The 25,421-nt window shown below is 57.9% G+C and carries 15 protein-coding genes; 8 read left to right on the top strand and 7 right to left on the bottom strand.

Annotation, left to right across the window (positions count from 1 at the left end; all coding sequences use genetic code 11):
- Position 1 precedes the first annotated feature (1 nt).
- Together ACVWY3_RS24565 and ACVWY3_RS24570 are read right to left on the bottom strand one after the other, a co-directional pair.
- Positions 2–964: a carbohydrate ABC transporter permease gene (locus ACVWY3_RS24565; protein ID WP_456840760.1), complete on the bottom strand. Its 963-nt coding sequence runs from the start codon at positions 962–964 to the stop codon at positions 2–4.
- 69 nt (positions 965–1,033) lie between these two features.
- Positions 1,034–2,419 (bottom strand): extracellular solute-binding protein, encoded by a 1,386-nt coding sequence (locus ACVWY3_RS24570; RefSeq protein ID WP_456840761.1) that lies wholly within the window; start codon positions 2,417–2,419, stop codon positions 1,034–1,036.
- 759 nt (positions 2,420–3,178) lie between these two features.
- Between ACVWY3_RS24570 and ACVWY3_RS24575 the strand changes: the two genes are divergently transcribed.
- The 6 genes from ACVWY3_RS24575 (at position 3,179) to ACVWY3_RS24600 (ending at position 10,548) form a co-directional block, all read left to right on the top strand.
- Complete coding sequence (locus ACVWY3_RS24575) at positions 3,179–3,382, top strand: hypothetical protein (protein ID WP_456840762.1); 204 nt, start codon at positions 3,179–3,181, stop codon at positions 3,380–3,382.
- A gap of 1,997 nt (positions 3,383–5,379) precedes the next feature.
- Entirely contained in the window at positions 5,380–5,613 is a 234-nt protein-coding gene (locus ACVWY3_RS24580; protein ID WP_456840763.1) for a hypothetical protein, read from the top strand.
- A gap of 695 nt (positions 5,614–6,308) precedes the next feature.
- A complete protein-coding gene (locus ACVWY3_RS24585) occupies positions 6,309–7,427 on the top strand; it encodes a hypothetical protein (RefSeq protein WP_456840764.1) in 1,119 nt (372 codons plus the stop codon).
- A 730-nt stretch (positions 7,428–8,157) separates the two neighbouring features.
- On the top strand, positions 8,158–8,595 hold the full coding sequence (locus ACVWY3_RS24590) for an SET domain-containing protein (protein ID WP_456840765.1): 438 nt from the start codon (positions 8,158–8,160) through the stop codon (positions 8,593–8,595).
- Between the two features lie 243 nt (positions 8,596–8,838).
- Complete coding sequence (locus tag ACVWY3_RS24595) at positions 8,839–9,390, top strand: MarR family transcriptional regulator (protein WP_456840766.1); 552 nt, start codon at positions 8,839–8,841, stop codon at positions 9,388–9,390.
- Between the two features lie 666 nt (positions 9,391–10,056).
- Positions 10,057–10,548 carry a hypothetical protein gene (locus tag ACVWY3_RS24600; RefSeq protein WP_456840767.1) on the top strand — a complete coding sequence of 164 codons (492 nt, stop codon included), beginning with the start codon at positions 10,057–10,059 and terminating at the stop codon, positions 10,546–10,548.
- 642 nt (positions 10,549–11,190) lie between these two features.
- On the opposite strand, the gene ACVWY3_RS24605 is transcribed toward ACVWY3_RS24600, so the two are convergent.
- The 4 genes from ACVWY3_RS24605 to ACVWY3_RS24620 all read right to left on the bottom strand — a co-directional run bounded on the left by ACVWY3_RS24605 (position 11,191) and on the right by ACVWY3_RS24620 (position 18,175).
- Positions 11,191–11,457, bottom strand: a complete 267-nt coding sequence (locus ACVWY3_RS24605) for a DUF3551 domain-containing protein (RefSeq protein ID WP_456840768.1) — start codon at positions 11,455–11,457, stop codon at positions 11,191–11,193.
- Between the two features lie 2,266 nt (positions 11,458–13,723).
- The gene (locus tag ACVWY3_RS24610) at positions 13,724–15,847 is read right to left on the bottom strand and encodes a prolyl oligopeptidase family serine peptidase (RefSeq protein ID WP_456840769.1); all 2,124 of its coding nucleotides are present in this window, start codon (positions 15,845–15,847) and stop codon (positions 13,724–13,726) included.
- A gap of 591 nt (positions 15,848–16,438) precedes the next feature.
- Entirely contained in the window at positions 16,439–16,747 is a 309-nt protein-coding gene (locus ACVWY3_RS24615) for a hypothetical protein (RefSeq protein ID WP_456840770.1), read from the bottom strand.
- An 852-nt stretch (positions 16,748–17,599) separates the two neighbouring features.
- A complete protein-coding gene (locus ACVWY3_RS24620) occupies positions 17,600–18,175 on the bottom strand; it encodes a hypothetical protein (protein ID WP_456840771.1) in 576 nt (191 codons plus the stop codon).
- Between the two features lie 1,606 nt (positions 18,176–19,781).
- Here ACVWY3_RS24620 and ACVWY3_RS24625 point away from each other — a divergent pair.
- Both ACVWY3_RS24625 and ACVWY3_RS24630 read left to right on the top strand, forming a co-directional pair.
- Positions 19,782–21,149: a citrate-proton symporter gene (locus ACVWY3_RS24625; RefSeq protein WP_456840772.1), complete on the top strand. Its 1,368-nt coding sequence runs from the start codon at positions 19,782–19,784 to the stop codon at positions 21,147–21,149.
- An 8-nt stretch (positions 21,150–21,157) separates the two neighbouring features.
- Positions 21,158–21,409, top strand: a complete 252-nt coding sequence (locus tag ACVWY3_RS24630) for a hypothetical protein (protein WP_456840773.1) — start codon at positions 21,158–21,160, stop codon at positions 21,407–21,409.
- 1,728 nt (positions 21,410–23,137) lie between these two features.
- On the opposite strand, the gene ACVWY3_RS24635 is transcribed toward ACVWY3_RS24630, so the two are convergent.
- Complete coding sequence (locus tag ACVWY3_RS24635) at positions 23,138–25,375, bottom strand: hypothetical protein (protein WP_456840774.1); 2,238 nt, start codon at positions 25,373–25,375, stop codon at positions 23,138–23,140.
- Positions 25,376–25,421 lie beyond the last annotated feature (46 nt).

Genomic DNA, 25,421 nt, shown 5'->3' on the forward strand with positions numbered 1-25,421 from the left:
TCTAGCTTACGCGCTGATGGAGCAACCGCCACAATCTCACTATGGCAAAGGTCGCGAGAAGCACGATCATCCAATTGACAACCATGAGCGCGGCACCACGCCCGAAGGCGAGATTTTGAAAGGCCGTGATGTAGGCGCGAACCGAAAGCACCGAGGTACTGTCGCCCGGGCCGCCCTGTGTTGTTCCGAAGATGATATCGAACTGATTGAGGGATTCGATCAGCCGAAATACCGCGGCGATCAGGATGTACGGTGCGATGAGGGGAAGTTCGATATGGAGGAACGTTGCCCAACGCCCCGCTCCATTGACCCGTGCGGCTTCTCTGACCTCATCGTTGATGCCCTGCAAGCCGGCGAAGATGATGAGCGCAAAAAATGGTGTGTAAGTCCATATGTCCATGAGAACCAGTGAGAACATCGCCGTGCTGGCGTCCGAAATCCATGCGAACCGTCCGATCCCAACGAGCGAAAGCAAATAGTTCAGGATCCCATTCTGCGGATCCATCATTGTGGTCCACATCAAGGCGACGCTCATTGGCGGCAGAACCAGAGGAAGGAGAATGACGGGCCGCATCAGCCGGGCAAGGAACACCCCACTTGCGAACAATTTGGCGAGCGCAAGCCCAAAGAACGCTTCGGCGAGCACGGCGGAGCAGGCATACGCCATAGTCGCCCGCACGCTATTCCAGAAATCTTGGCTCTTGATTGCCACTTCATAGTTGGTCACTCCAATGAAGCGAACCACGGGACGGCCAAACTTAAGATCGGTGAGTGATTGAAACACCCCATAGAAAAACAGAAAAAGAAAACCAAGCAGGATGATGATTGCGGGGGCAATCGCAGCAAGGCTCCACCAGTCAAGAGCATTCTGCTCGGCCTTTTGCACCTGCTCGTTTTTGGACGAGGCCAGCTGGTCTGCCGATGATTGTAGCGTCACGATTGCGTCGATGCCTTGAAGGTCCATCGCTCACTTCTCAAAAGATAGTCGGGCCTGCTGGGGGCGGCAAACCCTTATGCCGCCCCCCAAACCGCGTCACATGGAGGAGCGGATCTCGGAGGCGAGGTCGGTCAAAGTCGCCTTCACGTCCGCGCCGTTGACCATTTTCTGCATGGCGACTGCCCAGGCGTTCATTGCCTCGGCAAATCCTGCGCGCGGCGTAAAGGCCAATGCAGCCCTGTCCTGCACGATTTTGAAGGTATCCACGAAGTTCGTGAATTCCGGTTGCGCCGCGTAGTCGAGCCAAACTTTGTCGCTCCAGGTCGAGGCGCGCGGAGAGTTGACGAGCTTCCCGGCGACGGCACCGTTGAGCTCGACCTGCTTTGACGTCGCCCACTGGATGAACAGCCAAGCTGCGCCCTTTTTCTGAGAGGCCGCATTCATGGCCAGGGACCAGATCCAGATGTTCGATTCGAAATTCTTGCTATTCGGAGCGCGCAGAGGGGGAGCGAATGCAATCTTGCCAGAAGCGGGCTTGCCGGCGACATCGTTCCAGAACCCAAACATGTTGGAATCGATCGCCATCGCTGTCCGACCCGAATTGATGCCATCGACCACCTGATACCAGTTGTCGTTGGCAAAGGATGGAGCAGCGCACTTCTTGATCATCTCCACATAATCCTTGTGGAAGGCGACCGACTCAGCCGAATCGAGGCCAGTTTCTAATTTGCCGTCCTTGGCGACGAAGTCGTGCACACCGTAAGACTTGGCAATCGAGATTGCGGCCGTGTGGATGCTGCTCCAAAAGCGGACTCCCCGCACGCCCAGAGGTGTGATCGCCGGATCCGCAGATTTCAGCTTCTCGCAAGCCGCGGACATTTCCGGCGGGGTTTCCGGAACCTTGATACCGTGCTTGTCCAGAATGTCTTTGCGGTAGAATAATTGGATGTTTTCGAACCCGTGCGGGATAGCCCACACTTGACCCCGGCCTGCTTCGATTTGCCCGCCTTTGACTTGCCAAGTCAGCGCGTCGCGCAATGCGGGGAAGAAGTCCTGGTAGTCATAGCTTGCCGAGGTGAGCTTGGGGTCATTTAGATAGCGGTCGAGCGGCTCGAGCAGTTGACCGGGCGCGAGATCCCAAGCCGGCTGAATCCCCGTGCCGACGACGTCCCACGAGGGCGACTTTGTGCTCAGCTGGATGGTCAGCTTATTCCAGTAGGCGTCGTCCGGATAAAGCTCGGGTGTCACCTTGATGCCTGTCAGCTTCTCGAACTCAGGCAGCTGTGCTGCAACGGCGTCAGCATACGGATGGATGTCGTAAGCCCACACAATCGAAGAGCCCTCGAACTGGCGCCAGTTGATATCCTGCGCTTTGGCCTGGGCGAAAGATGCGGCCGCAGCGGCCAAGAGAGTTGAGCAAACCAGAGCGGTTTTGACAAAATGAGCCGAATGGCCGCGCAAAGCGGCTAGCGTCCTTGGCATTAGTCCCTCCTCTGGGCTCATTGGCCCGCAAATTCACGTGCCCTGCTCTTCCAGGGCCGCGAGTGTTGGGAACGCTAAACCGTCATTTTCCGCCCATATGCACCCATTCAGATCGAAGTTGGGTAACATTGGGTAAGCTAAGCAAGCAGCTTCACAGGAGCGCCGTACTGGGAGATGATCAATGGCGCATGTTCAGGCCCCGCGAAGCCACCGCGCAAAGAAGGGCCGATCCTGGCCAACTGCTCGCGCTTTTGCATCAGTAGCTGGTTCAAATGCTCTATTGATGCCGCCGCCCGTCACAGACGCGGCGATCTTGTTCTCGAGTGGCTGCCAAGACAGACGAAAACTCGCTGCAGAATAACGACACATCGACCCAGCGAGGCCCGGCCATATTCGTTGTACATTTCTTTTCCGAGGCGCCCTTCGAGCGCATCGCACCGTGCCGGGCGGTAAACGGTGTCATGTTCGCGCGCACGGCATGGTCATTCAGCTGCTTGGCAGCACGCAAACATGCGAACGGAAACCTGGCTAGATAGCGGTGAGAAATTTCGTTCAGGAATAGGGCCGTGACCGTTAGCTCATGCAAAGAGCGCCGGCGGCTGAAAGCTCCGGACCCGCCGTACAACAAGCAGAGGATTTCACGGGCGATAAGCAGCGACCGCGCGTGCAGGGATACGAAGGCTTCGAACTGATAGTCCCTTTGCCATCACCGCTGCGGGGCGCTCGAACCGGTTGAACTTTCCTCCGACCTCTCCCGAGATGACCCATAGCAAACTCAAGAAGATCAAGCGGTTTCTTCCATCGCCCGTAGTTCCGCCGCTGGATCCCGGCACCGGATTCCTTGTGTTTGCGCAGCAGGCGGGGCGCTTTCTTCTTCAGCTGCGTCAGCATGAAGTCGGCGACCTCCGGGATGAAGTTTTGGAGGATCTGCGTCGGCGCGACTTGAAGCTCCTATATCCATAGCAGGCAGCTCCTCTTCCGGATGAGGACACAAGCCCTTCAATCTTGATGATGGGCAGAGCTCGAAGCGTTACACCACGCTCAAAGCCTTTGGCTAAGAGATTTATAGTAGCGATTTTGACCCGAGCCTGCTGGATGCTCGAATCGAAAGCAACCCGCGAAATTCTCGATCGCCTGCATTACCCCTTTTAGTGATAGTGCCGTGAACGCGTGGGTCTGCTCTGTAGACCAATGCGAGAGGTAGTTGCTAACGATCGTCGCCACGGAAGTGCCGAGGCCGGCGAGCTGGGGCAGGCTCCAGGACCAGGCGCCCGGCCGCGTCATGAACGACGACGGCTGCCTTGATGGCGTCTATAAGGTTTTTTGCCATGTGCTTGTCGTCATTGAAGACAATGCCGATAGGCACGGGAATGCCGACCCTCGAGATGACCTCCTCCAGTTTGACGTTTCGTACAGAATGAATTCCAAGCAACCGGATTGGTCGTCCGAGCCGCCCTCCAAGCCCCCTTGCGTCGAACGGTATTCTTGTTATCAATCTCAAAGGCAATGTCATTGTTGGCCACTATCGTCCCCCAGGTGGTAGCGCGTTATCAACCTCGCACACAGCACGTCCTTTGTACACCGGCGTAGTCGCTGCATACAACGCATCGAGGAGCGCCTCCTGATCGACCGGCGAATTCCAGGCTGAGCTTTTCAAGTGCACCTGATAGGACGTCCGCTAGCGGATCGTCGATTCGTTTCAGCGCGATCATGTTGTCAAATGCGTCCATCGGCTGGGAGCGCAGGGGCAACTCATCGAACTTTCCGAGCATGGCCAAAGACAACTATGCGCCTGGGGCGGCGCGGCCCCGCGCAACCCGAGCACGGCTGCCGCGCGCAACCATCTGCATGGCGATAACGATCGCCGCGCTCTCCATGCTCGAGATTGGATGAGCATTGTTTTCACTATAAACGGCCAAGTCCACCTCGACGCCAAACCCAGGGACAGCAACCGTCTGACGCAACTTTCTGACTCCAGTCACAGTTCGAGAGCAGATGAAGCACTCGCTGTCATATAAAATTCGGAATGGGATTCGTTGCTCGCGCATCATCACCGGCCTTGATGATTCAAGGGAACTTTGGAACCCGCGCCTCGTTCGCGCCTCGATATCACTGCTAAGCGTCGGACGAAAACATCATCGCTCTCACGATATTAGCGCGATTCGCGCGCTATGATCGTTTGGTCAGCAGCCTCACATTGCAGGATTTCAGCAGATTAGCCTGTCGTTTTGTTCAATTCCGCCGCCCCGTTCCGGAGGCTTTGTCATTGATGAAGCTTCTCCCTACCATGCGGCTCTCCTAACATGTCGTCGGAGCAGCCGGTCCTCCCACGAGTCTTCCAAGACACGGCCAACGTCGCAGCCGCTGAACCACTGCCCCAACAACAGCAACTGCAGTGGATTGCTCTGAGCTGCTGATGCTGCTTCGGCCCGATAGACCTCGTGCCGGTGATCACATCCCGTGTTGGCCACCAGTTCTTTCCAAGTCGTTCGTCTGGCCTGCGGCTACATGGGACCATCCTGCAGTTAAAGCCGGCGAAGGATCCCCGTGCGCGAACTGGCGCACCGCTGAACCGCGCGCGACATCGCGCGCGAGCACAAGCTGATCTAGCGGAATTACGACTGATCATGCCCCTCTAACGCCGCAGAACGTCCTGGTTGCAATGTTAACGTCCCTCGCCGATCGGCTGGGGGAACAAGCATGGTTAAGGCATTTCGCGATACCGTCATGGGACTCACTTTTGTCGTCGTCGCCGGCAGTAACATAATTTGGAGTTTGCTGGATGACTACGTCGCCTGCGGCCTAGCGTTAGCCGCTTCAGTCGCCGCCGGCTTTTGCGTCGAGCGCGCCTTCATCAAACGGTCCCATCGCGAAATGATCCGTCAACATGGCGCTGACTGGCAGGCTGGTAGCGAGCGCATAGAATCTGGCGGACCAAGTAGCACAGCGAAGGCAGAGAGATGACAATCGATCGGAATATCCTCGAGAGCGGCACGAACCGGCAGGCGCCCAAGCTGGAGGTGCTCGATTGCCAAACCCAGTCGCGACAGTTGCTAGCCCATGCATCGGCGATCGAGGCATTGCGCGCCTGGTACGCCATGCAATCAACCGTCAATACCATCGCGCTCTACGACGCCGCAGCAGCGCTGTTCGGCTCGGATTTCGACCCGGCCGAATACCACGAGGTCGAGTGAATATATCTGATCTCGACGCGCTTGCAGTTGGGAAAACGCGGGCCCAAGTCCAGATTATCTTACGTCGACAGAACGGGTGAAAGCCTCTAATTCGATTCTTGTCGTGACGTCGCGAGGCGGCCACCACAAGTCTCTGCCTCACAATAGGCATGAGCCCGAAGAGGCAGGCGGTCGGCCTGCAACTATTTATGGCCCCGTTAAGGGGACGCCGCTCGATCGAGACAACACTCTGTCCGCTCGGCCGGCGTTTCGACAAAGATTCACGACATCGTAAAGATTGCGCGGGCGCGTACGCTGGGCCAAGGCCCTGACGTTTCCGCGAAGGCCTCAACGTAGTCTTAGGCCAGCACCTCGATGCCGTCTTTCGGGCATGTCCGAAGTTGATTCAAAGAGACTGTTCGCGATCATATCCAGCGAGTGTTGTGGTCGCCCGATTTGAACAGATAACCGTAGCGGTCCTTGACCTAAAGACTGCTATGGCCGGCAAAGGTCTCAACTGCTTTTAGTTCAGGTCGGCCTCGATCCATTCGGACACCGTGCCATTTGAAGCGCAATCCGGCATCTTGCGCTTTTTTCGAGCGAAGTGTGGCGGTCGGGCAGGCCCATTTGGCTCACGGAATTCTCCGAGTGCGTCAGCTTGTCGACAGCTGATCCTAATAGAGCGAGAGTGACACACTTGAGCCGAGGGGGGGAACATGGACCCATTTAACAGCATCAAGCCATTCGACCCAGAGTTCGCTGCTTACAACGCCGTGGCCCCGCAAGCACAACAGCAGCAAGCGGAGTTTGAACCGTACTTGGATGAAGTGCCGCAAGTTGGCACCTCTGCGGTCAGAGAGGATCCTGTTTCTGCTGATCCCTACTATCCTCATCTGTCTGAAGAAGGCCTCAGACTCGCCGAGATGTTGGGACTTGAGCACCAGAGGGCCGACGGCTCTCATCCCGAACACGCAGTCACCGGACGCGAGGACGCCGCTGCCCTGATGGGTGAGGACTACACCGGCCAATTGAGGCCTGCGAAGAGGCAGAGGACACTAAGCCAGGCGCAAGCCGATGCCATTGAGCACCAGCCGAGCGAGCCTAGCAATTCAGCCGCTCGCGAGCTGATTGAAGAGGCTGGCACACCGTTTCGGGCGAGCGGTCCGTTGATCCTTCCTGCGGAAGACTACGCTCAGGATCTGCTCTGGGCGATGCTGGAAAACGCCGGCTCATCGTCGTCTCTCGAGACCACCGGGCGTCATGACCACGCCATGGATTCAGGAGCGGCCGTTCGTTCCTTCAACTCGCGGCAGGACGACCAGCGCACGTCAGGCGCGCATGAGGGTAGCAGCGTCCCGCCGAGCCAGGACACCCCACCCGCTCCTTTCATAGTTCATAACGACCGCTTCACGGCGCTGTTCGTGCCCGCGGCGGCGATGAGGAGCAGCTCTCCGCTCAATCTGTCTGGCGCACCCATTCATTACGGATCTCGACCGGAAAGCGTTTCGCAGCCGAGCGTACAGCCGGCGAATCGGCCCTCGCCAGCACTGCTAGCACAGACGATGGAGCAAGCCACTCCGGCGTCCGCCAGAGCTGAGACGACGCGGCCGACGGCCCGCGAGATTTACGCCGCATCATTCGCCGTTCCTGAGGGCTTTTCGCACGGCACACAACCCGCCCCAATCACGATGATCTCAAAGCTCGGCCGCTGGGGCCTCTTGCCGGACGCAGAGGAGCCGATGAAGCAATACGACATTCGCGGCGAGCGTTACACGGCGCTCTTGGGGCCGGGAGGACCGAACGACGTTCGGCTCATCCACCATCCACAGATGTAGACACCAGGGACAGTCCCTACGTGAGGGGCCAGTCCAGATAGCTCAGATAGCGGATTTGTTGATGGACGATAGCTAGCTTCAGCGACTCTTGCGAGCTCAGTGAGGTTCTGAGCGGTGCGGATAAGCGCAGCCGGCCCCGATGAACTTGCGGGCGCCATCGCTTAGCGGCTGCTTGGTGAGCCGAACAGCCATGGCCCTTTTGTTTGTCAAGAGCGTGATCACGTTGGCGGGCTGGTCGCGGCGAGGTAATAGTGCAGAAAACCCGGGAGGTGACTGCCGACCGCTCGGCGCTCCTCGCTATAATGTCTGCCCATGTCTCCAGTTTCCTTCTGGGCATCCGCAACGCACAGGAACGAGTGGGCATGGACGCATTCGGGCCCGAAACCTGCTCTGAAGGCCTTAATGAAGCCCTTGCCGGCGGCTTGCAGGGCCGCGACAAAGTCCAGCTTCCCCCGCGATGAAAGTCCACAGGTCACGATCGCGCGACACGAACTCGCTACCTTCGTCGACGCCGATCTTCGCGCGGCATCCCACTGACCTGCAGCTTCCTTCCAGCATCACCGCGATGGCGTGCCGCGGATGGTGATCCGCAGTAGGCAGCCGACACGAACGTTGAGGAACTCCAAATTGTGATGGAGGCTCGATAGACGACCCTACCAATTCGTGCAGGAGATCCCGCAGCTCACGTCAGTTAGCTTGCTGGGCGTTAGTGCTCTGGGAGATTACTTCGATGTTGATCGTTGAAACTATTTTGAAGCCAGACCAGTTTGGCGGCATTGGACTTTTCTCCGCTACTCCTTTGACTAAAGGTACGTTAGTTTGGATTCACAACCCCCTCGTTGACATTGCGGTGACGCCCGAACAATACCAAAAACTAGCCCCAACATTTCAAGCTCTGCTTGATAAGCACGCCTATCCGAGAGACTACAAGGCTAACGACGGTGTTATAGAGTACAATGCGGACAACGCTCGGTTCATGAATCACAGCAGTCACCCAAACACATATCAAGACGATCATTGCCGAATTTTCACAGCCCGTGACGTACAACCTGGTGAGGAACTGACTTGCGATTACTTATCTTTCGATCCAGGGGGTGACTTATCGTGGAATAAGGAGCTATCGCCGCAGTCTGGCGACTTTGCTTTGTCAGCGCGTTGTACGCTGTGATCGCGTGAAAAAGTGGTTTGTGACGCCGGAATTCTGCGCACGAAAGGTGGTTTTGAGCGATTTCCCATGAGAAAGTGTGTAAAGCTGCTTTGCACCTAAACAGCTTCGGCACGGACGTGTCTGCAAGTTGGATTGCTTATTGACCCGAGATTCGACGCTTCGAAGTAGGCGCATATTTAGTCCCGGCCAAACTGCGCTCTGTCGTTCGGGAATAGTTTTAGGATGGAGGCTCCTTGAAATCTGATGCCGTCCAAGCTGCCAGGATTGAAAAGACGGCTCGGGAAGAGCCCTGCCGCGAGTCAGGATGTATTCAGGCGATTCACGTGGGAGATCAGAGCCATTAATGTATGTCTGGACGACCTTCGCTCTTTCCAGGCGCATGCGCTCGGTCTTGCTTCACCACAAATGATGATCTTGATGGCGTTAATCGACTTGGAACAGGGCGACGGCGTTCCGGTAAACGTCGTTGCAAAGTTGATGAAGGTTGAGTCGGCCTTCATTACGAGGCATTCGAAACAGCTTGAGGATAAGCGATTTGTGCTGCGTAAGCGCTGCGCGAACGATGCACGAATCGTCAACCTGTCGCTAACCGACAGCGCTCGCATACAACTTGCGAGCATCGCGGCACAGCATGAAGAACTCGATGAGTTTGTTTCCGGCTATCTCGATACTACGGACTTCGCAAAGCTGGCTAGTTGCCTTAGCGGAGTCAGGCAACGGCTGGAAAAGGCTCGCCTGCACGCCGCCCTAAAGATGCAAGAACCTTCAAGAGAGCAGCAGCTGCGGGACGTCTAGCGGTCAACAACTTAAGACCACGAACCTACTCGCCTGGCGATCACAGCGAGCGCAAATCCAATCCTGGACAAGGAGCTTGGATTTCCTCTGCCACTCTGAACAGCTCGATTCGGAGCCGAGTAACCAAATTTGGTGCTCCAAGCTACGGCTGTGCGCATGCTGAAGGAGCCATGCGCCGACAGAAACTCCAACGCAGCGATTTTGCGTCGACTCTAGCAATCGTTTCTGCACCTTGTTCCGTGAGACGGTGATTAGCGATAACTCTGCGGCATTTGGTCAATCCTTCTCGGAGGCGCGGTATTCTACAAGCGCCGCCCCAGAGCGCCATGGCTATCCTCGACAGCTCGTCGCGTCATTCTCGGTTGAAGAATGATTCCACCGTCTAATGTGAGGACAACTGAGCGAGATACCTTCATTTTGCACGAGACAGCACTCTACACTCTTGATACTTCTCTTCTGTTAAGAACGCATTATTTTGCAGCCAACCACGACGTGCCATCGAATTGCGGCGAGCACCATCGTCGATGTCTTACAGCAGAGAAGCAGGGGTTCATGGACAACTGCCCCTGCGGGCAGTCGGCTGGTTGAGAGCCGTGGCGCTACGTGATCAAGCGCGCCTGATCGGGGGCGCATCCTGTATTCTCGCGTTTCCATAGCAATTGTCACATGACTCCTATTGAAGCAATCAAATATTGGTACGTGTCTCTGGACGACGAACTTCAATCAGACATCGCCTATATGTTCGTATCTCTGACGCTCGGGGACTACCAGTTTTCGCCTGCTGCAGCCGTTCGAAGACTGCTGCAATGGTTCGATCTGCGCAGCACAGGCACAGAATATGAGGATGCGCTAGCCGCGGTCGTGTTTCGCGCCTCGTTCGAATACATGTTTGCCGACCGCTTCACAGCCGCCGGGTGGACCTTTCCCGAACAATTGTTCAAAGACATGATCCGCGAGGCTGCTGAAGGGAAAGAGGCAAGCAAGTTCGCAACGAGGGCATTTCGGTTGCTGCGTAACCTTCCGGACCGAAAAACGAGGTGGAGAGAGGCAGGTGAGAATTGGAATGCCTTGGTCAACTCGGTACTCAACGACGATGCGCTGAAGCAATGGACCCACGAGCAATTCCTGGCAAGCGACTTCGGGCCGGCGCAAGACTGAAAATACCCGCAAATGTTGCGAGAGCACCGATTCGGAATGAAATTGCGTGAGACCCCGCGACGATTAGAACGGCAACTTCCAAAGAGAGTAGAAAAGAAAAGACACCCGAGAGCGCCCCAAAAGAGCACCGCCGCGACAGCAAAATACAGCGATCCAATCTATGGCCGGTTTTCCTTAGGGATATTTGGCGATGTAGCACCGCAACAAGCAGGATAGCGGCGATTGCAAAGTCTTAGGCGCCGTATTTCTGCTCGGAATTGGCGCCGAATGGCTGAGTGCATCCATACTGGGCAGCCAATCAGAGCAGCGGGGCCGCCTGGCTCAGCGCACAGGGCGGCCCGTCACAATCTGCTACGGCCACCCGCCCAAATCGACAGCCGCAGCCGGCCCCTTATGTTAAGACATATCGCCTGATAATTTTCGGCTTCTTGGAGGGCTGTGTTGATGAATCTCCGCTCAGCAACCGCCTCTCCTCATTTGTCTGTAGCAGAGAAGCACAGGGCTTTGGATATCCGCCGGGCTTGGCCGGCATCTGAGAAAAGACGAGCGCAGAAAAGGTGAGGCGAACGAATGGCAACAGGAGCCCGCCCCGGGCAAATGTTTCAAATCCGCCGCTTGGTGTACCAGCAATTCTGATTCACATCAGCGCGATTGTCTTCCTTGCCGCCCGAAAGCGTAGCTCGGATTGATGCCGCAATAGGCGTATGTACCTGATGCAGTAGCCATGCACTGGTCATAGGTCGAGAACTGGCAATTGCCCGGATATCCCCAACTGCGTCCCTGCAGACAATAGACGTCCTGGCGTACCGGTGGCGTGTACCAATGAGCCCGCGAACCAGCCATCGAACGCGATCCTGAGCCGACGAGGATGGGAAGTGCGAGCACTCCGATAAGGAGAAGGTAGCGCATGAGACCTCTTTCCTCCGTTAAGTTCACCCGAAGATATAGTATCTCAATTGCACCCTGTGATCTTAGTCAATGGCAGATTGCGGGGTCACTCCGCGGCTCGCACGGAAGGAGGATTCAGCGTAACTGGTGCCTGCGGGCGAGCGAAGTTGACGGCGACCGTGGGTACACGAAGGCGCAAGCAATAGAACGGCCGAACGGCACGGCCCTGCGGTCAGGGGTCCTCGATCGTCCCGTCAAACCTTGGCGCAGCTTTTCTGCTAATTTCCCCGGCACAAAGACTCTTATGGGCGCGCTTCGGCATGTTTGTGCGGAATCGCTGGCAGGCAAAATGTAAACCCGTTACATTCGCTCAGCTCCTCGTGACGAACACCGCGCGCAACCAACATCATGGACGTTCTGGGAGGCCTCGGTGATACTGAGGGCGCGCCGCTGTCGAGGTATTGGAAAGCGCCTCGCGGCCGATTTGTTTCAGCCGATCAAGCCTCGTCTCACTCGTGCTAGACTTAGCAGCGTCTAGAATTTTCGAGGTGACCTCGTACCGGGAGACGCTCACGCAGACCTCATCGAGGGCCGACCGTAACAGCGAAGTTGTAGCCGCGTTCAACATTTGGACATCCCAGCGTGCCGGCGGGCGAGGCGGTGTAGGTGCGCAGCAACTCCATAGGTCGAGCAGAACTCCCCGACCTAGTCTGCCCTCGCCCGATCCAGTGAAGTCAAGGCGTAATCCTCAACCCATACATTCTTATGGGCGTATTTGTCCTAAACAATGCATTCTCGCGCAGCTGTAGAGCGTCGTCCGGCTATTTGCCGCCGATTCTCTGCCGCGGGCTTGATTACGCAAGCTGAACGGAGGCTCACATCGATTCTGTTGCAGCTCACGGCCTGCTCACGCAGCTCAGTCCCGGCGGGCTGATTCAAGAACCAGTTCAGCGTATATAGCCTGTTCTTGGACAAACGGGCTGCACTGGCCAGAAGCAATGATTAGTTCTTGGCGTGAGCATCAGAGCCTCCACGCGACCAACTCTTCCATGGCACAGCCTTTCATCGCCGACGCGCTTGCGGCCGAACTCGCGATTCAGGCGGCTCTCGTCGCGGTATGTAGTGTCCGACGCCACTCATCACGCGCGTCGCGACAGAAATGGAATACGTGGCCCAGGTGGTGTACCGACCTTCGCCAGAGTACCTCCGGAGCTTGTCGAGTTAGCCACCGCGATCGGTCGAAGCGAGATGTAAAACAGTGCGGGCGCGGCGCGGTGCTAACCGGACCCGGGGGCTGAAACCAGGCCAACTAGTCCCTACCACATCCGCACTGCCGTTGAGACTAGCGGAAAGATGACTCGGCGCTGATCGATCTGGAGCAATAGCGCTGTCCCTGCCACATCCCGTTAACCCCAAAGGGCTCTGTATCTGTGATAGCTTACCGCAAGCTGACAGGCCTTTGCTCAGTCGGTCAATGGTAGGTGTGGGCTATCAATACCGCTCAATCTGCCACGGAAATTCCTGCAACCACTCAGACATGCTCTCCATGTAGTCGGCCGTTACGACTTCAGGATCACCCGGAAGGTTCAGGCGGCCAATCAGTGACACATTGTCGGTTGCGGACCGTACCATCGTAGATGCTGCACGCGCTAGAGGGCAGGTCTCGCTGTGGGGTCAAATTGCGAACTCGGTGCTTTGCGCCCGCCCATACTTCCGCCGTGCATATTGTACTGCCACGTTCTTCGCACTCCGCGTATCGGTCGACTGTCGGAGTGCATTTGTGGAATTCAAGTATGCCTTCAACCGGGGGATCCTGAGGATTGAGGAAAAAGCGGACCAGATGATGATCTGCACACTTAAATTGTAGGCTGTGTGATGCAACAGAAATACAGCATCGCACGATTGAGCGACATACGGCCGATCAGCAATAGATGGAAAGCAGCGCGGATGCGACTTGGCGCCTATCGGGCGGAACTGATGAGAAAGGCGTTATCCCCATCCGCATCCGCACTGCCATGAAGTTATCACGGGATCGAGAGGCTAACTCACCGGTTTGCCCTGAGGGGCTGTTCACACGAAATGCCTTGCGGGCATTAACAAGAGAAATCGCCCTTGAATGGACCTACCCGGCTGATAGGCGAGACCGAGGGCGTTGCTGATCGCTCGGATTCATCTCTAGGGAAATACCACAGTGTGAAGAGAGTGAGCAAAGACGGGCTTGCTGACACCGCTGCCGATAACGTCATCCGCCAAGCGTCATCATTGAAGCAGATCTTAGTCCTCGACATCACTCATCGACAAGCCGCCGGGATGCATAAGTATATTCCAAAGAGATCCGGCGTGCCTGTTCAATGAGGTTGGCGGCGGCGCTATGCCCCCCGTCGATGTTCTCATAGTAGAGGTACGGTTGGCCCAACGCAGCGAGCCTCGCCGCTGCCTTGCGGCCATGCCCTGGATGCACGCGGTCGTCCTTAGTGGACGTGAGAATGAAGGGGGACGGGTAGGTCTTGCCTGGCACCAACCTCTGATAGGGCGAGTAGGCCTCGAGCCACTTGCGCTGTTCGGGAATGGCGGGATCGCCATACTCGCCGATCCACGAGGCTCCGGCGCCCAGCTTAGTGAACCGAATCATGTCGAACAGCGGAACTTGTAAGATGGCCGCATTGAAGAGCTCGGGTCGTTGCGTGATTGCTGCCCCTACCAGGAGGCCTCCTTGACTACCGCCGACTACGCCCAGCCGGCGGGGAGAAGTGATTTTGCGCCGGATCAAGTCCTCGGCGACGGCGATATAATCATCCCATGTGCGCTGTTTCGTTGCTCCTTGGGCAGTCTGGTGCCATTGGGGCCCGAACTCGCCCCCGCCGCGCAGGTTCGCGACAACATACGCGTTGCCCTGCTCGAGCCAGAGTCGTCCGGTGAGGCCGACGTAAGACGGGATGAGCGGAGTCTGAAAGCCACCATAACCATAGAGAAGCGTTGGAGTTGATCCGTCAAACCTTGCGCTCTTGGGTCGTAGCAGAAAGTAAGGAATGCGGGTGCCATCGCGCGAGATTGCCTCGAACTGTTCGACGACAAGTCTCGAGGCGTCGAACCTAGGAGGTGTCGCCTTCAGTGTCTCAAGGCGTTCGGTTGCAGCGTCGAAGTACCAGAGCGTCGTCGGGCTAAGAAAGCTGGAGACGGTGAACATCGCCTCGTCCGTTTCATGCGATGCTGCAGCCAGACCGACACTTGCATTCTCTGGAAGCGGGATCGGCGTGACCCGCCAGGCGCCCTGATGGTACTTGTAGACGAACGCCTTACTCTGAACATTGTCGAGAATCGTTAGGATTAACACGTTTCTTGTGGCAGTGAATCTGCTGAGCGCTTGTCGAGGCCCAGGCTTGAAAACGAGCGTGGGTATGGCGCGCAGCGGATCCTGCTTCCATTCGGCCAGGTCATACGAGATGACCGAGCCGGCTGAGAAAGGGGCGTCTCCGGACGGCGGCATCCAGTCTTCGTTGAGCGTCACCAGGAGGCGACCACTGGCGATGCCGCCGATGACTGCCTTCTTTGGCAAATTGAGCTTAATGGGCTCGGGCCCAAAGAGCACATACTCATGCTCGAACGAACTGATGCCGCGCAGGGCGCCGGTCGCATGGATCGTGCCTTCACTGTCGCGCAGCACGAACGGCGTGGCCCCGACGTCGGTCGGCTCGCCACGGAAGACCTCGCGCGCTTCCGCGAGCGACTGAGCGCGCTTGAGCTCCTTCACAACGAAAGGGTAACCGGCTTGAGTCATGGTCCCTTCGCCCCACTCTCGTGTAATCAGGACCGTGTCGCTATTTACCCAAGTGACTTCCTGTTTTCCCTCGGGAAGTGCGAAGCCGTTCGTGACGAAGGTTTTGGCGACTGCGTCGAACTCCCGAACGAACACAGCGTCCTTTCCGCCCTCGGACAGGTTGAGCAAGCATAGGCGCTCCTCGGGCGGAAGGCAGCTCACCCCTTTAAGGACCCAGTTCTTCTTGTCTGCGTCAGCGAGAGCATCCACGTCGAGGATGGTCTCCCATCTAGGGCTGTGGGTACGATAGCTTTCAAGCGTCGTACGCCGCAAGACGCCGCGCACCTGGTTCTCGTCCTGCCAGAAATTATCGAGACCGTGCCGTCCCAATGAGACGTACGGAATCCGGTCCTTGGCCTGAAGAACGTGGAGCGCCTCCCCGTAAAAGCGTGGATAACGTGGATCGGATTGGAGCGCACTGAGTGTCTTGTCGTTCTCGGTCTGAGCCCAAGCCAATGCGCGCGGCCCTTCGATCTCCTCAAGCCAAAGCAAAGGATCGTCGGCGCCGGTCGCAGGCGCTCGCGTCTGGGACAGTCCCGCAGCCATCAAACAGCTCATGGATAGCGACGCGGCGAGAAAAAGCGAATTTTTCATGGGAGTTGTCCTGAAGTTAGCCAGCCGGACGTGGGCGTCTTGCTAGGAGAGTGGAAGCATTCGGATGATGCACACTCGGCTTCAAAGCGCGGGCATCCGGGAATTGCATCCGCTGGCTTTCGACAGAGCAAACAGCATGCCGCTTGAAAATTGGAGTTCTCCAGGCGTTTCCAACCCATGTAAGTGTCGACTTTTGGACGTCCGTCTCAAACCTGACAATCGGTTCTTAGTAGGGGCGGCATGTTGGCCAGCGGCCGCCTTGCTCATCGTCGCAGTACGTGAATTCTCGACAATCGCTTGCGCCGCAGCTCGGTCACTCACAACACGGTTATGGGCAGCATCATGGGTCGACCAGTTTCAAGTTGTGGTGTGAAGTGCAAGCACAGGTGCGATCTGCGCGGCCTGCTGGTCGCGCTTGCCGGCACTATCAGTGCCGGGCGCAGGCCGCCGGTACTCGATGTGATTTGCCGCCTTGTTGGCTGGCAGAGACTTGAGGCGATTGGCGTTTGGCAACGCCTTTGTTCGCCAGCCAAACGCGTAACCTGCGTTCGGCAGCCGCGCACGAGTGGAAGGCGCTCGACGCCACGATTCCTAAATTCCGCCGCGGGATCTCTTCTGAGCAACCGTAACCGGGGCGAGCCCCAACATCACGTCGCCGGCGACGCCGAAATGGAGACGATAGAGCCACCAGATCGCGCGGCACCGGTCGAGTTCGTACATGGCGAGCGCGCGCCTGATTGCTACAGCCATCCGCGCCATCGGCTTCATTCCTCGTATCATCTGGAAGCCCCGACGTCTCGGGGCCAGCGCTCTCCATTTGAAGGCTTTTTTGTCGGCGATGGCTGGCTGTCCGTCGCGTGCACCTGCAATAGATGCGGAGGTGAGATTGATGTTCGTCATGGCGTTCTTTTCCGCGGTTCGAGGCTGTTCGCACACGGCTATGTGCATGCGATTTTGCTGTGATCCTACGGAGAAGGCAGTGCTTACAAAACGCCCAGATCTGGTAGTGCCAATTGACAGGATTTCGATCCGATTAGCTCGCACAGTCCCACTACTACGCAAAGCGACTCCGCCACTTGCGACGATCGTTGCAGATGCGTGACTTTGCTTCTACCTCCTTGAGAAATACTCCGCGCCCACCAAGACTATGTAGGCTCGCGCCGGCAGCGCCTACGCCGCTTCCGAGTATCCTCAACGGTCGCCGGTTTCGCTATCCAATTTGCGCGAACCCTGCCGACATCGAGCGCTGGTCGGCGGCCGAGTAGCCCTGCCTGAGCGCGCTGGCAAGTCTCCGCCTCGCTGAGCAACACCGTACAGCTCGGCCTGCCGCAAGCACGCCATTGTGCAGCGCTTGTTGGGATCGCTCAGATGCAAAGCAGCCGAGACGATCATCCCGCGCACGGCTAAAGGTATGGCGCTGGCCGTGTAATAGGCCCCTGTCCTCCGCGCCTGCGTGCCATGCTGCAACCTCGGACTGGTCGACAGCCGTAGCTACATCACTCAAGGGAAAGCAACATCCTCAGCTGAGGCAATACGGGGTAATATTGCAGCCCGGATGATACGTCGGCACCATCCAGACGAAATGGCCAGGATGGCCGTGAATCTCGTGGGCTGCCAGTGGGCCCGATGATGCGAACCCACTGGCGGCGCGAGCAACCCACTGCTGAGGGTCAATTATCTATCCGGGTAAGGACAACCGAAGTGACCGCAGGGCTCCAGTCCGGCGCGATTGCTTCACCGTTGGGTCGCGTCTCATACCCGCGTAAGCTTAACGAACCCTCCTTCGGCTAATTCGGCTTTGTAGGCCCGTCCGTTAAGCTGGATTGTTGTCGGGTTATTTTCGGTCGGCATGAAACCTTCTTCACGCAGCTTGTCCATCAGGGCAGGGGTGGCCCATTGCTGTGGCAGCGGCGTTCCGAAGCGCCGGTGCTCCGTCCAGAAAGCTCCGAATTCCGGTAGCCCCGCCCGGCCGACCCCAACCACTTGGTCGTCCGCAGGGTTATGAAAAAGAAGAACGCGATTGGACCCATCCAAACCGGCCGTGTAGCGGTGACCTCGGATTTCATAGGTCATTGTCGGCTGGTCCGAGTCAGGCAAGAGACCCTGGTGGAACAGCCTCTCGACCATGAAGTCAGGCGCGATTTGCGAACCGTGTGAGAATCTCTGGGGAGCGGCGAATGAGACATCTACCGCTTCCTCAGGTGCGGCAGATGATGATGGTCCCGCTTCATTCATGATCTGACTGAACAACTCATGATCTTCTTGTGTCCAGACGTGCGCCGTTGGTGATTCTGGTGAACGGGCATTGTTGATCGGGTTCGGATCCATAGAGCTCTCCTTTCTACTATGAGAACAAAGGCCTCTTGAAGATCTCCCCAGCGAGTGAGCTGAAGTTCGTGTCAGACATGGCGGCTTCGTCAACGAGAGGCCAACTTTGAGTGTTAAAGAGGCTAGCTTTCGAGAAGCTGACAAACGTCGAAGGAGGGAGACAAACTCGCGGCCGCATCTGCCACGTTTGATGCGATCATCTTCCAGCCACATCTCGTTCCGGCCTGACCTCCCAGTCGGCGCGCAGGTCTGCGTCATGTATCGCATTCACCTGGCGGTAAAGCTGGTTAGGAGGGATGCGGACCGCGGCCAGATCTAGCCTTCCACCGAACGCGTACATTTCGATCTCTGCTCGCGATCAGTCGTTCTGGCTTACACTGCTAGCCTATGCACTGGCCGCTAACCGTAGGCGCGCCAGCGCGAAAACAGACGAGAGCGCGGCCTGATGAAGATCCGGCGACCGCGGAGCGAACTGCTCACCTGATTGGATGAAGAACGAAATCACTCAGACGCAAAGCAGCCGGGACGATCATTCAGGCTCGGCGCCGCCGGTGATCCCGGGACGCGGATGGCACTGCGTGTAATGAGCCTGGGCGGCGTCCCCACTGCCTCTGATCCTGCGCGTCATGATGCAACCTCGGACTGCCAGGCGGAGCTACATCGGTCGGGCGGAACGCTACATTCTCAGGTGAGCCGATACGAACAGGCAACTTTGTCTTGGCTGCTATTGACGCTCTGCGTCATGCAGATGGCGCTCGTGTCAGGGCGCACTTAGAGGAAGCGGATATTTCAGCGGCCACTTCGACATCACGCGCACGAATTACGACGATTTACCTTATTCGGGACACGAGTGAATTCCCTTCCAACGGTCCGTTGACGAAGAGATGTAAGTCGCATGCGTGCTCGGCCGTCCCGGTGCTCCACCTACGGCCGCGTCGCCAGCGGGCGGGCGACCCGGCACACGAGCGGTAGTTCCTAAAGTGGTTGACCAAAATGTACGACCTCGAAACTTTGGCAGCGCTCACCGAACAACGTGAGATCGACATCGTCGGCCTCGGGCCCGAATACGCCGCGCCTTGTCCCCGTTCCGGGGACCCTCTCGCGGAGATAGCCGAGATGCACGGCGAGCAGCGCCGAACGCAAGGATGACGGACGGTCTGGGCATTGATTGTGGCCAGATGCGAGCGGCCCCTGACTAGACACCGATAAGCGGTGATCTTGCACGCCGCGAGAAACCGCCGCAGCCGCGCTGAGCGGCGGCAAGCGCCTAGGCGATGAAGGGCCTCTGGCCCGAGGCGGAATGGCTCGAGTCGTCGCCAGTCGTGTGCGACGCCTGTCAATTTTGTCGCACACTCGCCACAGCAGCGCAAAGGTCTGCAGCCACCCTGACGGATGCAGCCCATATTTGTCTTTGCCGGCCGGGCCAGCGATCAGATCTAAATGGTGGCGGAGAGGCAGGCATTTTTATTGCAGACGTTACGATGAGCTTCGTCGTGACACGCTTCAGCGAAATGCCGTGAGGGACGGGAGCGAGCAGTGCAATGTAACAGTGCGACCTGCCTCGCCACAATTTTGGGTCGGGATCGCGCTTCAAATTAGGTCGAGGATGTCGAGGCAATCTACTCGAGACAGGCTGGAGCCAGTCCTCGATCCCGCAGAGGAACGCTTGACGAGCCGTGCCGTGTTGGGCGCAACCATCGGCAATATTCTCGAATTCTACGACTTCGGGACCTACAGCTTTTTCGCGATACAGATAGGCCAAGCGTTCTTTCCGGCAACCGACTCGTTCGCTAGCCTCATGCTGTCACTCGCAACCTTCGGCGCAGGTTTTGTAACCAGACCGATCGGGGCCATCGTGCTCGGCTCGTATTCGGATCGGGCCGGCCGACGGCCCGCGATGACCGCCAGCTTTGCCATGATGAGTGCCGCGGTCCTATTATTAGCTATCACGCCATCGTATGAGACGATAGGACTTGCCGCCCCGTCACTGGTCGTCTTCGCACGCTTGCTGCAAGGCTTTGCCCTCGGAGGTGAAGTGGGTCCGACGACCGCCTACCTGTTGGAAGCGGCCCCCGCTGAGGCCCGCGGTCTTGCTGTCTCCTTTCAGCCCGCGAGCCAACAGATAGCTGCGACCGCCGGAGCGTTGGTTGGAGAAATACTGTCGCTCACCATGACAAGCGAAGCTCTCAATGCGTACGGATGGCGGATCGCGCTGCTGCTCGGTGCCGCTACGTTGCCGTTTGGACTTTGGTTGCGGAGCGTCCTGCCCGAAACGTTGCACCGGCCCGAGGCGCCTGTTCTAGTCACCGAGCCTGGAGAGCAATCGCGTGCCGATCGCCGCATCATGTGCTTGGGATTTGTCATCTTGGCCAGTTGCACGATCACTACTTATGTTACGGGATATATGACCACCTACGCGATGAACACTCTCCACGTTTCCGCGCCGGTCGCCTTTGGTACCACGCTCATCAGCAATGCGGTCGGAATTGCTGCAGCACTGCTGGGCGGCCTGCTCGCCGACCGCGCAGGCCGTCATCGCATCATGATATGGCCGCAGGTCACTGCATTGCTGATGACCTATCCGGTATTCTTCTGGATTGCGGAGAGCCGTAGTGCCTTCGCACTTCTAGGAGGTCTTGGCGCCCTCACCCTGATCGGAACGATTCCGTATAGCGCCTTCTACGTGAGCATGGCCGAAGGGTTGCCCAGGAACATTCGTGGTGGCGCCTTCGCGACGATCTACGCTTTTGCGATAGCGATTTTCGGAGGCACAGCTCAACCAATCGTCACCTGGCTGATCCACCTTACCGGGAGCGCACTCGTGCCCGCATGGTACATGCTTTTCGCGAGCGCGGCCGGGCTCTTTGCCATGCTCATGATGCCGGAGACGGCGCCACTCAATCACACCCAACCACAAACGAACCTTCGCCAAAACGGCCCTGCTAGGTATAGCGGGAACAATGGACATCCATGACGTCCGAAATGCGAACCATCGAACCGAAGAGCGCTATGGGAGTGGCATGGAAAAGCAATAAAAATTCGACCAGTTTTAGATCGAGCTGCGGCTCGCATCGGAACACAGCGCCGCGAATTAAAACGACTTTCCCGTTTTACCCAACCTACGCCGATGCGGCGGCTGCGCCATTGGCGGTATTCACCGACTGGCTGAAAGTGACTAATCGCTTTGATGATCTTATGAGAATTAAGGTGGCGCAGCTTGCCCTGCCAGTTTAACGGTACGCGATGAGGAGGCGGCCGCTGTCGGAGCTAGCGGCCGCACGAGGCTCACCCTCGTTCACTGTTTGACTTATTTTCGGTCCTCAGTGCCGCACGCACGACGGATCGGTCAAACAAAAGAACAGGTCGCAGATACCATCCAACGGGTCGTCCGCGCACTGAGGATATGATGTATCGGCTACCTCCACCCTGCCGGGAATTGGTTGCGCGGCAACTTTTGCAGCAAAAGGAGGCACCGCGGCCGTTGCAAGCGCGAGGGCGCTCGCCGTCACTAACACAGACTTTTTCATCCGAGAAATCGCTTCCCTAGGTTAGCCCCAACCGTCCTCGACGGGTCTATATGACGACGCTGTAGACGGTAAAATTGATTTTCTTGATCAGATCTATCTAAGGAATGGATAAGTTCGGACTTCACCGTATGGCTCTTCATGATCGAACGCTCGACGGGGCTCGGAGTGGCCGATGCATGTCTCGGAGCTCTATTGTGCGAGCAAGGCCACAGGCGGCTTGCATGGTGCCGAAGATGCGCTGCCCGAACGCACGTGCGTTACGCTTGGACGCGCGATTGTTCATCACCGAGCGAGAGGACCGCGAAAATCGCTTACCGACTTTTTTTTCGGCTGCGCTGCAGGCCACAAGAGAAGGCTTCGACGGAGGCGGGCCGCGGCGGCATGCTAGCGACCTGGCGGGACTGCGCTCGCCAAAGACGCGACAGTGACGATGACGGCATCTTGGCTAGATTCATCTCCGCCAGTGAGAACAAGGCGCCAGCACAGCTGCAAGGGCTCGGAATTTCGCAAGCGATGAGACTAGCCAGCTTATCGACAGCTCAGGGTCCGAGCAGGAGGATCTCGATCCAGACAAGAGGCTCGCCTGATCAGCTCGATCCGAGGGAGGAGAATGAGTCGGCCGCCCTCAACATAGCCGTTTGAGAACCGGAATCGTGCGAATGTCTGGGCGCCATCATTGCTGCGCCGGATCAGCGAGCGCGTTCGGCGCCCTCCAGCTTGAGCCGCGCTTCATGGTCGTCCGCTTCGTCTTTTCGATGGATCGTCGTGAGATGTTTTTTTCGCGATTTCCGACTCCGAAGCGAAACCTCAGAACCCGGCTCTCCCCTCGGGGCGCGTTGGGTCGGTCGCTCATGACGGCGACTGAACAGCAGCGACATGGCTGACCGTCACTCGGCTTGAGGCGCTCGAGGAAGAACGACGAGCCCCAGCATCTTTTGGGGGCCAAGGAGGCGTGATGCTGGGGCCGTCATAGCCTTATGCAAGAGTAGCAAACAGGCAGCGTTGTTGTGCACCGCCTGGTTTGATTCGTCAAAGCGGCTGGAATGCTCAGCCCCCTTGCACCCGGAGCATCCCCGATCTGTTGAAGCTCTGCCGAGGGTTTGCGCGCCAGTTTGCCCCGGGCAGGCAGGTGAAAGCCCTGTTACATCCGGGCCGATCGCCGCCGGCATCAGGTACATGTTTTCCATCTGCAATATTCAGCGCCTAACTTCTCGCATGGGCGCCGATGTTCGCCACAGCCCGGACTGGCAGCTTGCTTGTGGAACAACCGACAATCCTCCGGACCGCCGGCTGATACCTTGCCGTGAGGTGAGTTCTCTCCCGAGCTTCATCCTTTTGTAAGATGGGCTCGGCGCTGCTCAGGCAATCCGCCGCGCCGGTCCGGGAGGCATGAACGCTGCCACGAACGGCTCACCGCCGCAAGGGAACCAGCTCACTAGATTCCCACTCGAGCGATCTGCGTTGAAACGTGCACGGGATCGGGAAGGGGCTGCCACGGCTGGCCAGGGGCGGTGCTCAACAAGGACCTGCAGAACGCAGGCGTCAGCTTGCCGCGGTGGATCACGACGTTCTCGTGGCCCTCGGCGGCTCGAGCGTTCTGCCAATGCTGATTGTATCCGCGCTGTTCGTCGGACTTCACGTGGCATGCGGCGAATGCGCGATCGCCCAGCGTTGCCAATTGCCAGGCATAAACCGGCCGCTCGGTGTGGATGTGCACCCACATCGGCCTTGGCATTGCGCCGCTGCTAAGCGCCTTAGCCTGCAGCTTGATCTCGAATAGCTTACCTGGCTCTGCCTTCAACGCTTGCGGCGGACCTACCGAGTCCAGTTCCCCCGCCGCGCGCATCTGCTCGAGATACTCTTGCGATGGAAACGGGTAGTTCTTCCTGCAATCGCTCGTGATTGCTGCCTTTCGCTCTTTCAATGATTTCGCCTGCCCCTGCAGCTCGGACCACATCCCATTGAGCCGGACTATTTTATCGTGCACTTCGGGAACTTGCGAAGGCGTGAGCAAGCCACGTCGGCGGGGCTCCTGCAGCGCGGCCACACAGACTTCAATCTCGGCGGCCTGCATCTGGAAGTGCGTGATAACGCGGTCCAAGACGTGTTCGGCGTCCTCGGGCTTCATCTGGCGCGCCTGCGAGACCGCCCTCTGCTGAACCGGCAGATCGAACTGCAGCAGCTTGTCCAATCGCTCAAGTAATCCCGCCAGTGCTTCCTTGGACGGCGGCGCCTGCCACATCTGCAGGTGATCGGTTGCAGCGGATGAGGCACGTGCTTCCTCGGTGGTGGCGAGCTTCTTGGTACCGAGATCTGAGCGCACGATAACCTTGCGCGTCGGAGCCGTAGCGGCATGGGGCCTGGCGAGGTGCGGCTCGGATGAGCTGGTCGTTGAGCTCCCCTCGCCTGCAGCCGCTGCGCGCCTGCCTTTTCCTTTTTGTTTTCCTTTTTTGCGACCTGAATTGCCTTGGCTTACCGCGGCAGTATTTTCCGGCAGCGCAGCCAAAGCCGGGGGTTCAATCGTGGCTGGCGTAGTTGGCTGCAATGCCAGCAGCCGCATAACCTCGTTCGCGGTCACCCACGCCCCTTCCACGATCTCGTCTAGCAACTGCAGGGGAACTTCAGCTCCCGTTCCGATCTGCCTCAGGCTGGCAACGATGCCGCTCAGCCCGGATGCAAATTCCGAAAGCCGCTCCATGACTCCTTCCAGAACGGCGCGATGCTCCGCGTCAAGCACTGCTCCATCGCGATACAGAACGGCCTCGCACGTGGAGACGAATGCCGGAAAAACATCCTCGACGAAGGTCCCGAGCAGACGCGCCCGCCCGCTCTCCTCCATCAAGGCATCGCGCACGTCTGGGTCGAGCGTGCTCGCTCGCGAGTCAATCAAGAGCTCCGCGAGAGCGATCCGCGCTTGCAGATACATGCACTTCGTATTGAGAGCCCAGCCGGTATGCAGTCTTAGTGCGGCCTCTTCGGCCTTGCGCATATCGGGCGTGCTGCTTGGCAAGTTGGCAGTAGCCGCGCAGACAGACTGCATCCGCTCCGAGCGCAACACCTTCTTCCCCCACCATTCCATGCAGGCTGCATAGCGTTTCGCCACGCTTTTAAACGCGCCGGCCACCTGGGCGGGCGTACCGGTGTCTTGGATCTTCGGGAGCCAGCTTAATGCTTCCTTTCTTTTGTCCTCCAGCTCGTAAATAATCCGGGTGGCCACTGCGTTACATTCTTCGGCCGCGTTCAGCGTGTCATCGCGGAGCCGGCGAGCCCGATCGTCGGGCAGAATGCGGCGCGCCAAATTGGCAGGCAAATCTGCGTAGTACTCCAGAACTGTTGAGCCTGCTTTGACGACTTGATCGATCAGCTCTTGCGCCTCTTGGAAGGTTTGGCCGTGCGGGGCCGCTCGACGGCTAGCTTCAAGCTCCTCAAACAGGCCGCCCATTTTTCGCCTTGCTGCCTTTATCTCGTCTCGGGTGGGCGCTACCACCTCCGAACTTGAGTTGTCGGTCCTGTCTGGAGGCCCAGAGCGCATCCGCTCGATGATGACATCGAAAGATTGACTGTGTCCTCCCGGGAATAGGCTGGGCTCCACGCTCGAACCGCTCACATCTCCGGTATTGCCAGCTCCTGCGGCCCCAACTTCCGATGCGCTGGCTCGGCCAATGCCTGTCATGCTTCGTCTCCGATAAAAGTCGCGAATGTGCAGCCCGTCTGGATAG

It is taken from the genome of Bradyrhizobium sp. USDA 4486 (genome assembly GCF_054057995.1).

Coding starts and splice junctions, on each gene's coding strand:
- ACVWY3_RS24565 (WP_456840760.1), bottom strand. CDS start 964: ATGGACCTTCAAGGCATCGACGCAATCGTGACGCTACAATCATCGGCA.
- ACVWY3_RS24570 (WP_456840761.1), bottom strand. CDS start 2,419: ATGCCAAGGACGCTAGCCGCTTTGCGCGGCCATTCGGCTCATTTTGTC.
- ACVWY3_RS24575 (WP_456840762.1), top strand. CDS start 3,179: ATGACCCATAGCAAACTCAAGAAGATCAAGCGGTTTCTTCCATCGCCC.
- ACVWY3_RS24580 (WP_456840763.1), top strand. CDS start 5,380: ATGACAATCGATCGGAATATCCTCGAGAGCGGCACGAACCGGCAGGCG.
- ACVWY3_RS24585 (WP_456840764.1), top strand. CDS start 6,309: ATGGACCCATTTAACAGCATCAAGCCATTCGACCCAGAGTTCGCTGCT.
- ACVWY3_RS24590 (WP_456840765.1), top strand. CDS start 8,158: ATGTTGATCGTTGAAACTATTTTGAAGCCAGACCAGTTTGGCGGCATT.
- ACVWY3_RS24595 (WP_456840766.1), top strand. CDS start 8,839: ATGCCGTCCAAGCTGCCAGGATTGAAAAGACGGCTCGGGAAGAGCCCT.
- ACVWY3_RS24600 (WP_456840767.1), top strand. CDS start 10,057: ATGACTCCTATTGAAGCAATCAAATATTGGTACGTGTCTCTGGACGAC.
- ACVWY3_RS24605 (WP_456840768.1), bottom strand. CDS start 11,457: ATGCGCTACCTTCTCCTTATCGGAGTGCTCGCACTTCCCATCCTCGTC.
- ACVWY3_RS24610 (WP_456840769.1), bottom strand. CDS start 15,847: ATGAAAAATTCGCTTTTTCTCGCCGCGTCGCTATCCATGAGCTGTTTG.
- ACVWY3_RS24615 (WP_456840770.1), bottom strand. CDS start 16,747: ATGACGAACATCAATCTCACCTCCGCATCTATTGCAGGTGCACGCGAC.
- ACVWY3_RS24620 (WP_456840771.1), bottom strand. CDS start 18,175: ATGGATCCGAACCCGATCAACAATGCCCGTTCACCAGAATCACCAACG.
- ACVWY3_RS24625 (WP_456840772.1), top strand. CDS start 19,782: ATGTCGAGGCAATCTACTCGAGACAGGCTGGAGCCAGTCCTCGATCCC.
- ACVWY3_RS24630 (WP_456840773.1), top strand. CDS start 21,158: ATGCGAACCATCGAACCGAAGAGCGCTATGGGAGTGGCATGGAAAAGC.
- ACVWY3_RS24635 (WP_456840774.1), bottom strand. CDS start 25,375: ATGACAGGCATTGGCCGAGCCAGCGCATCGGAAGTTGGGGCCGCAGGA.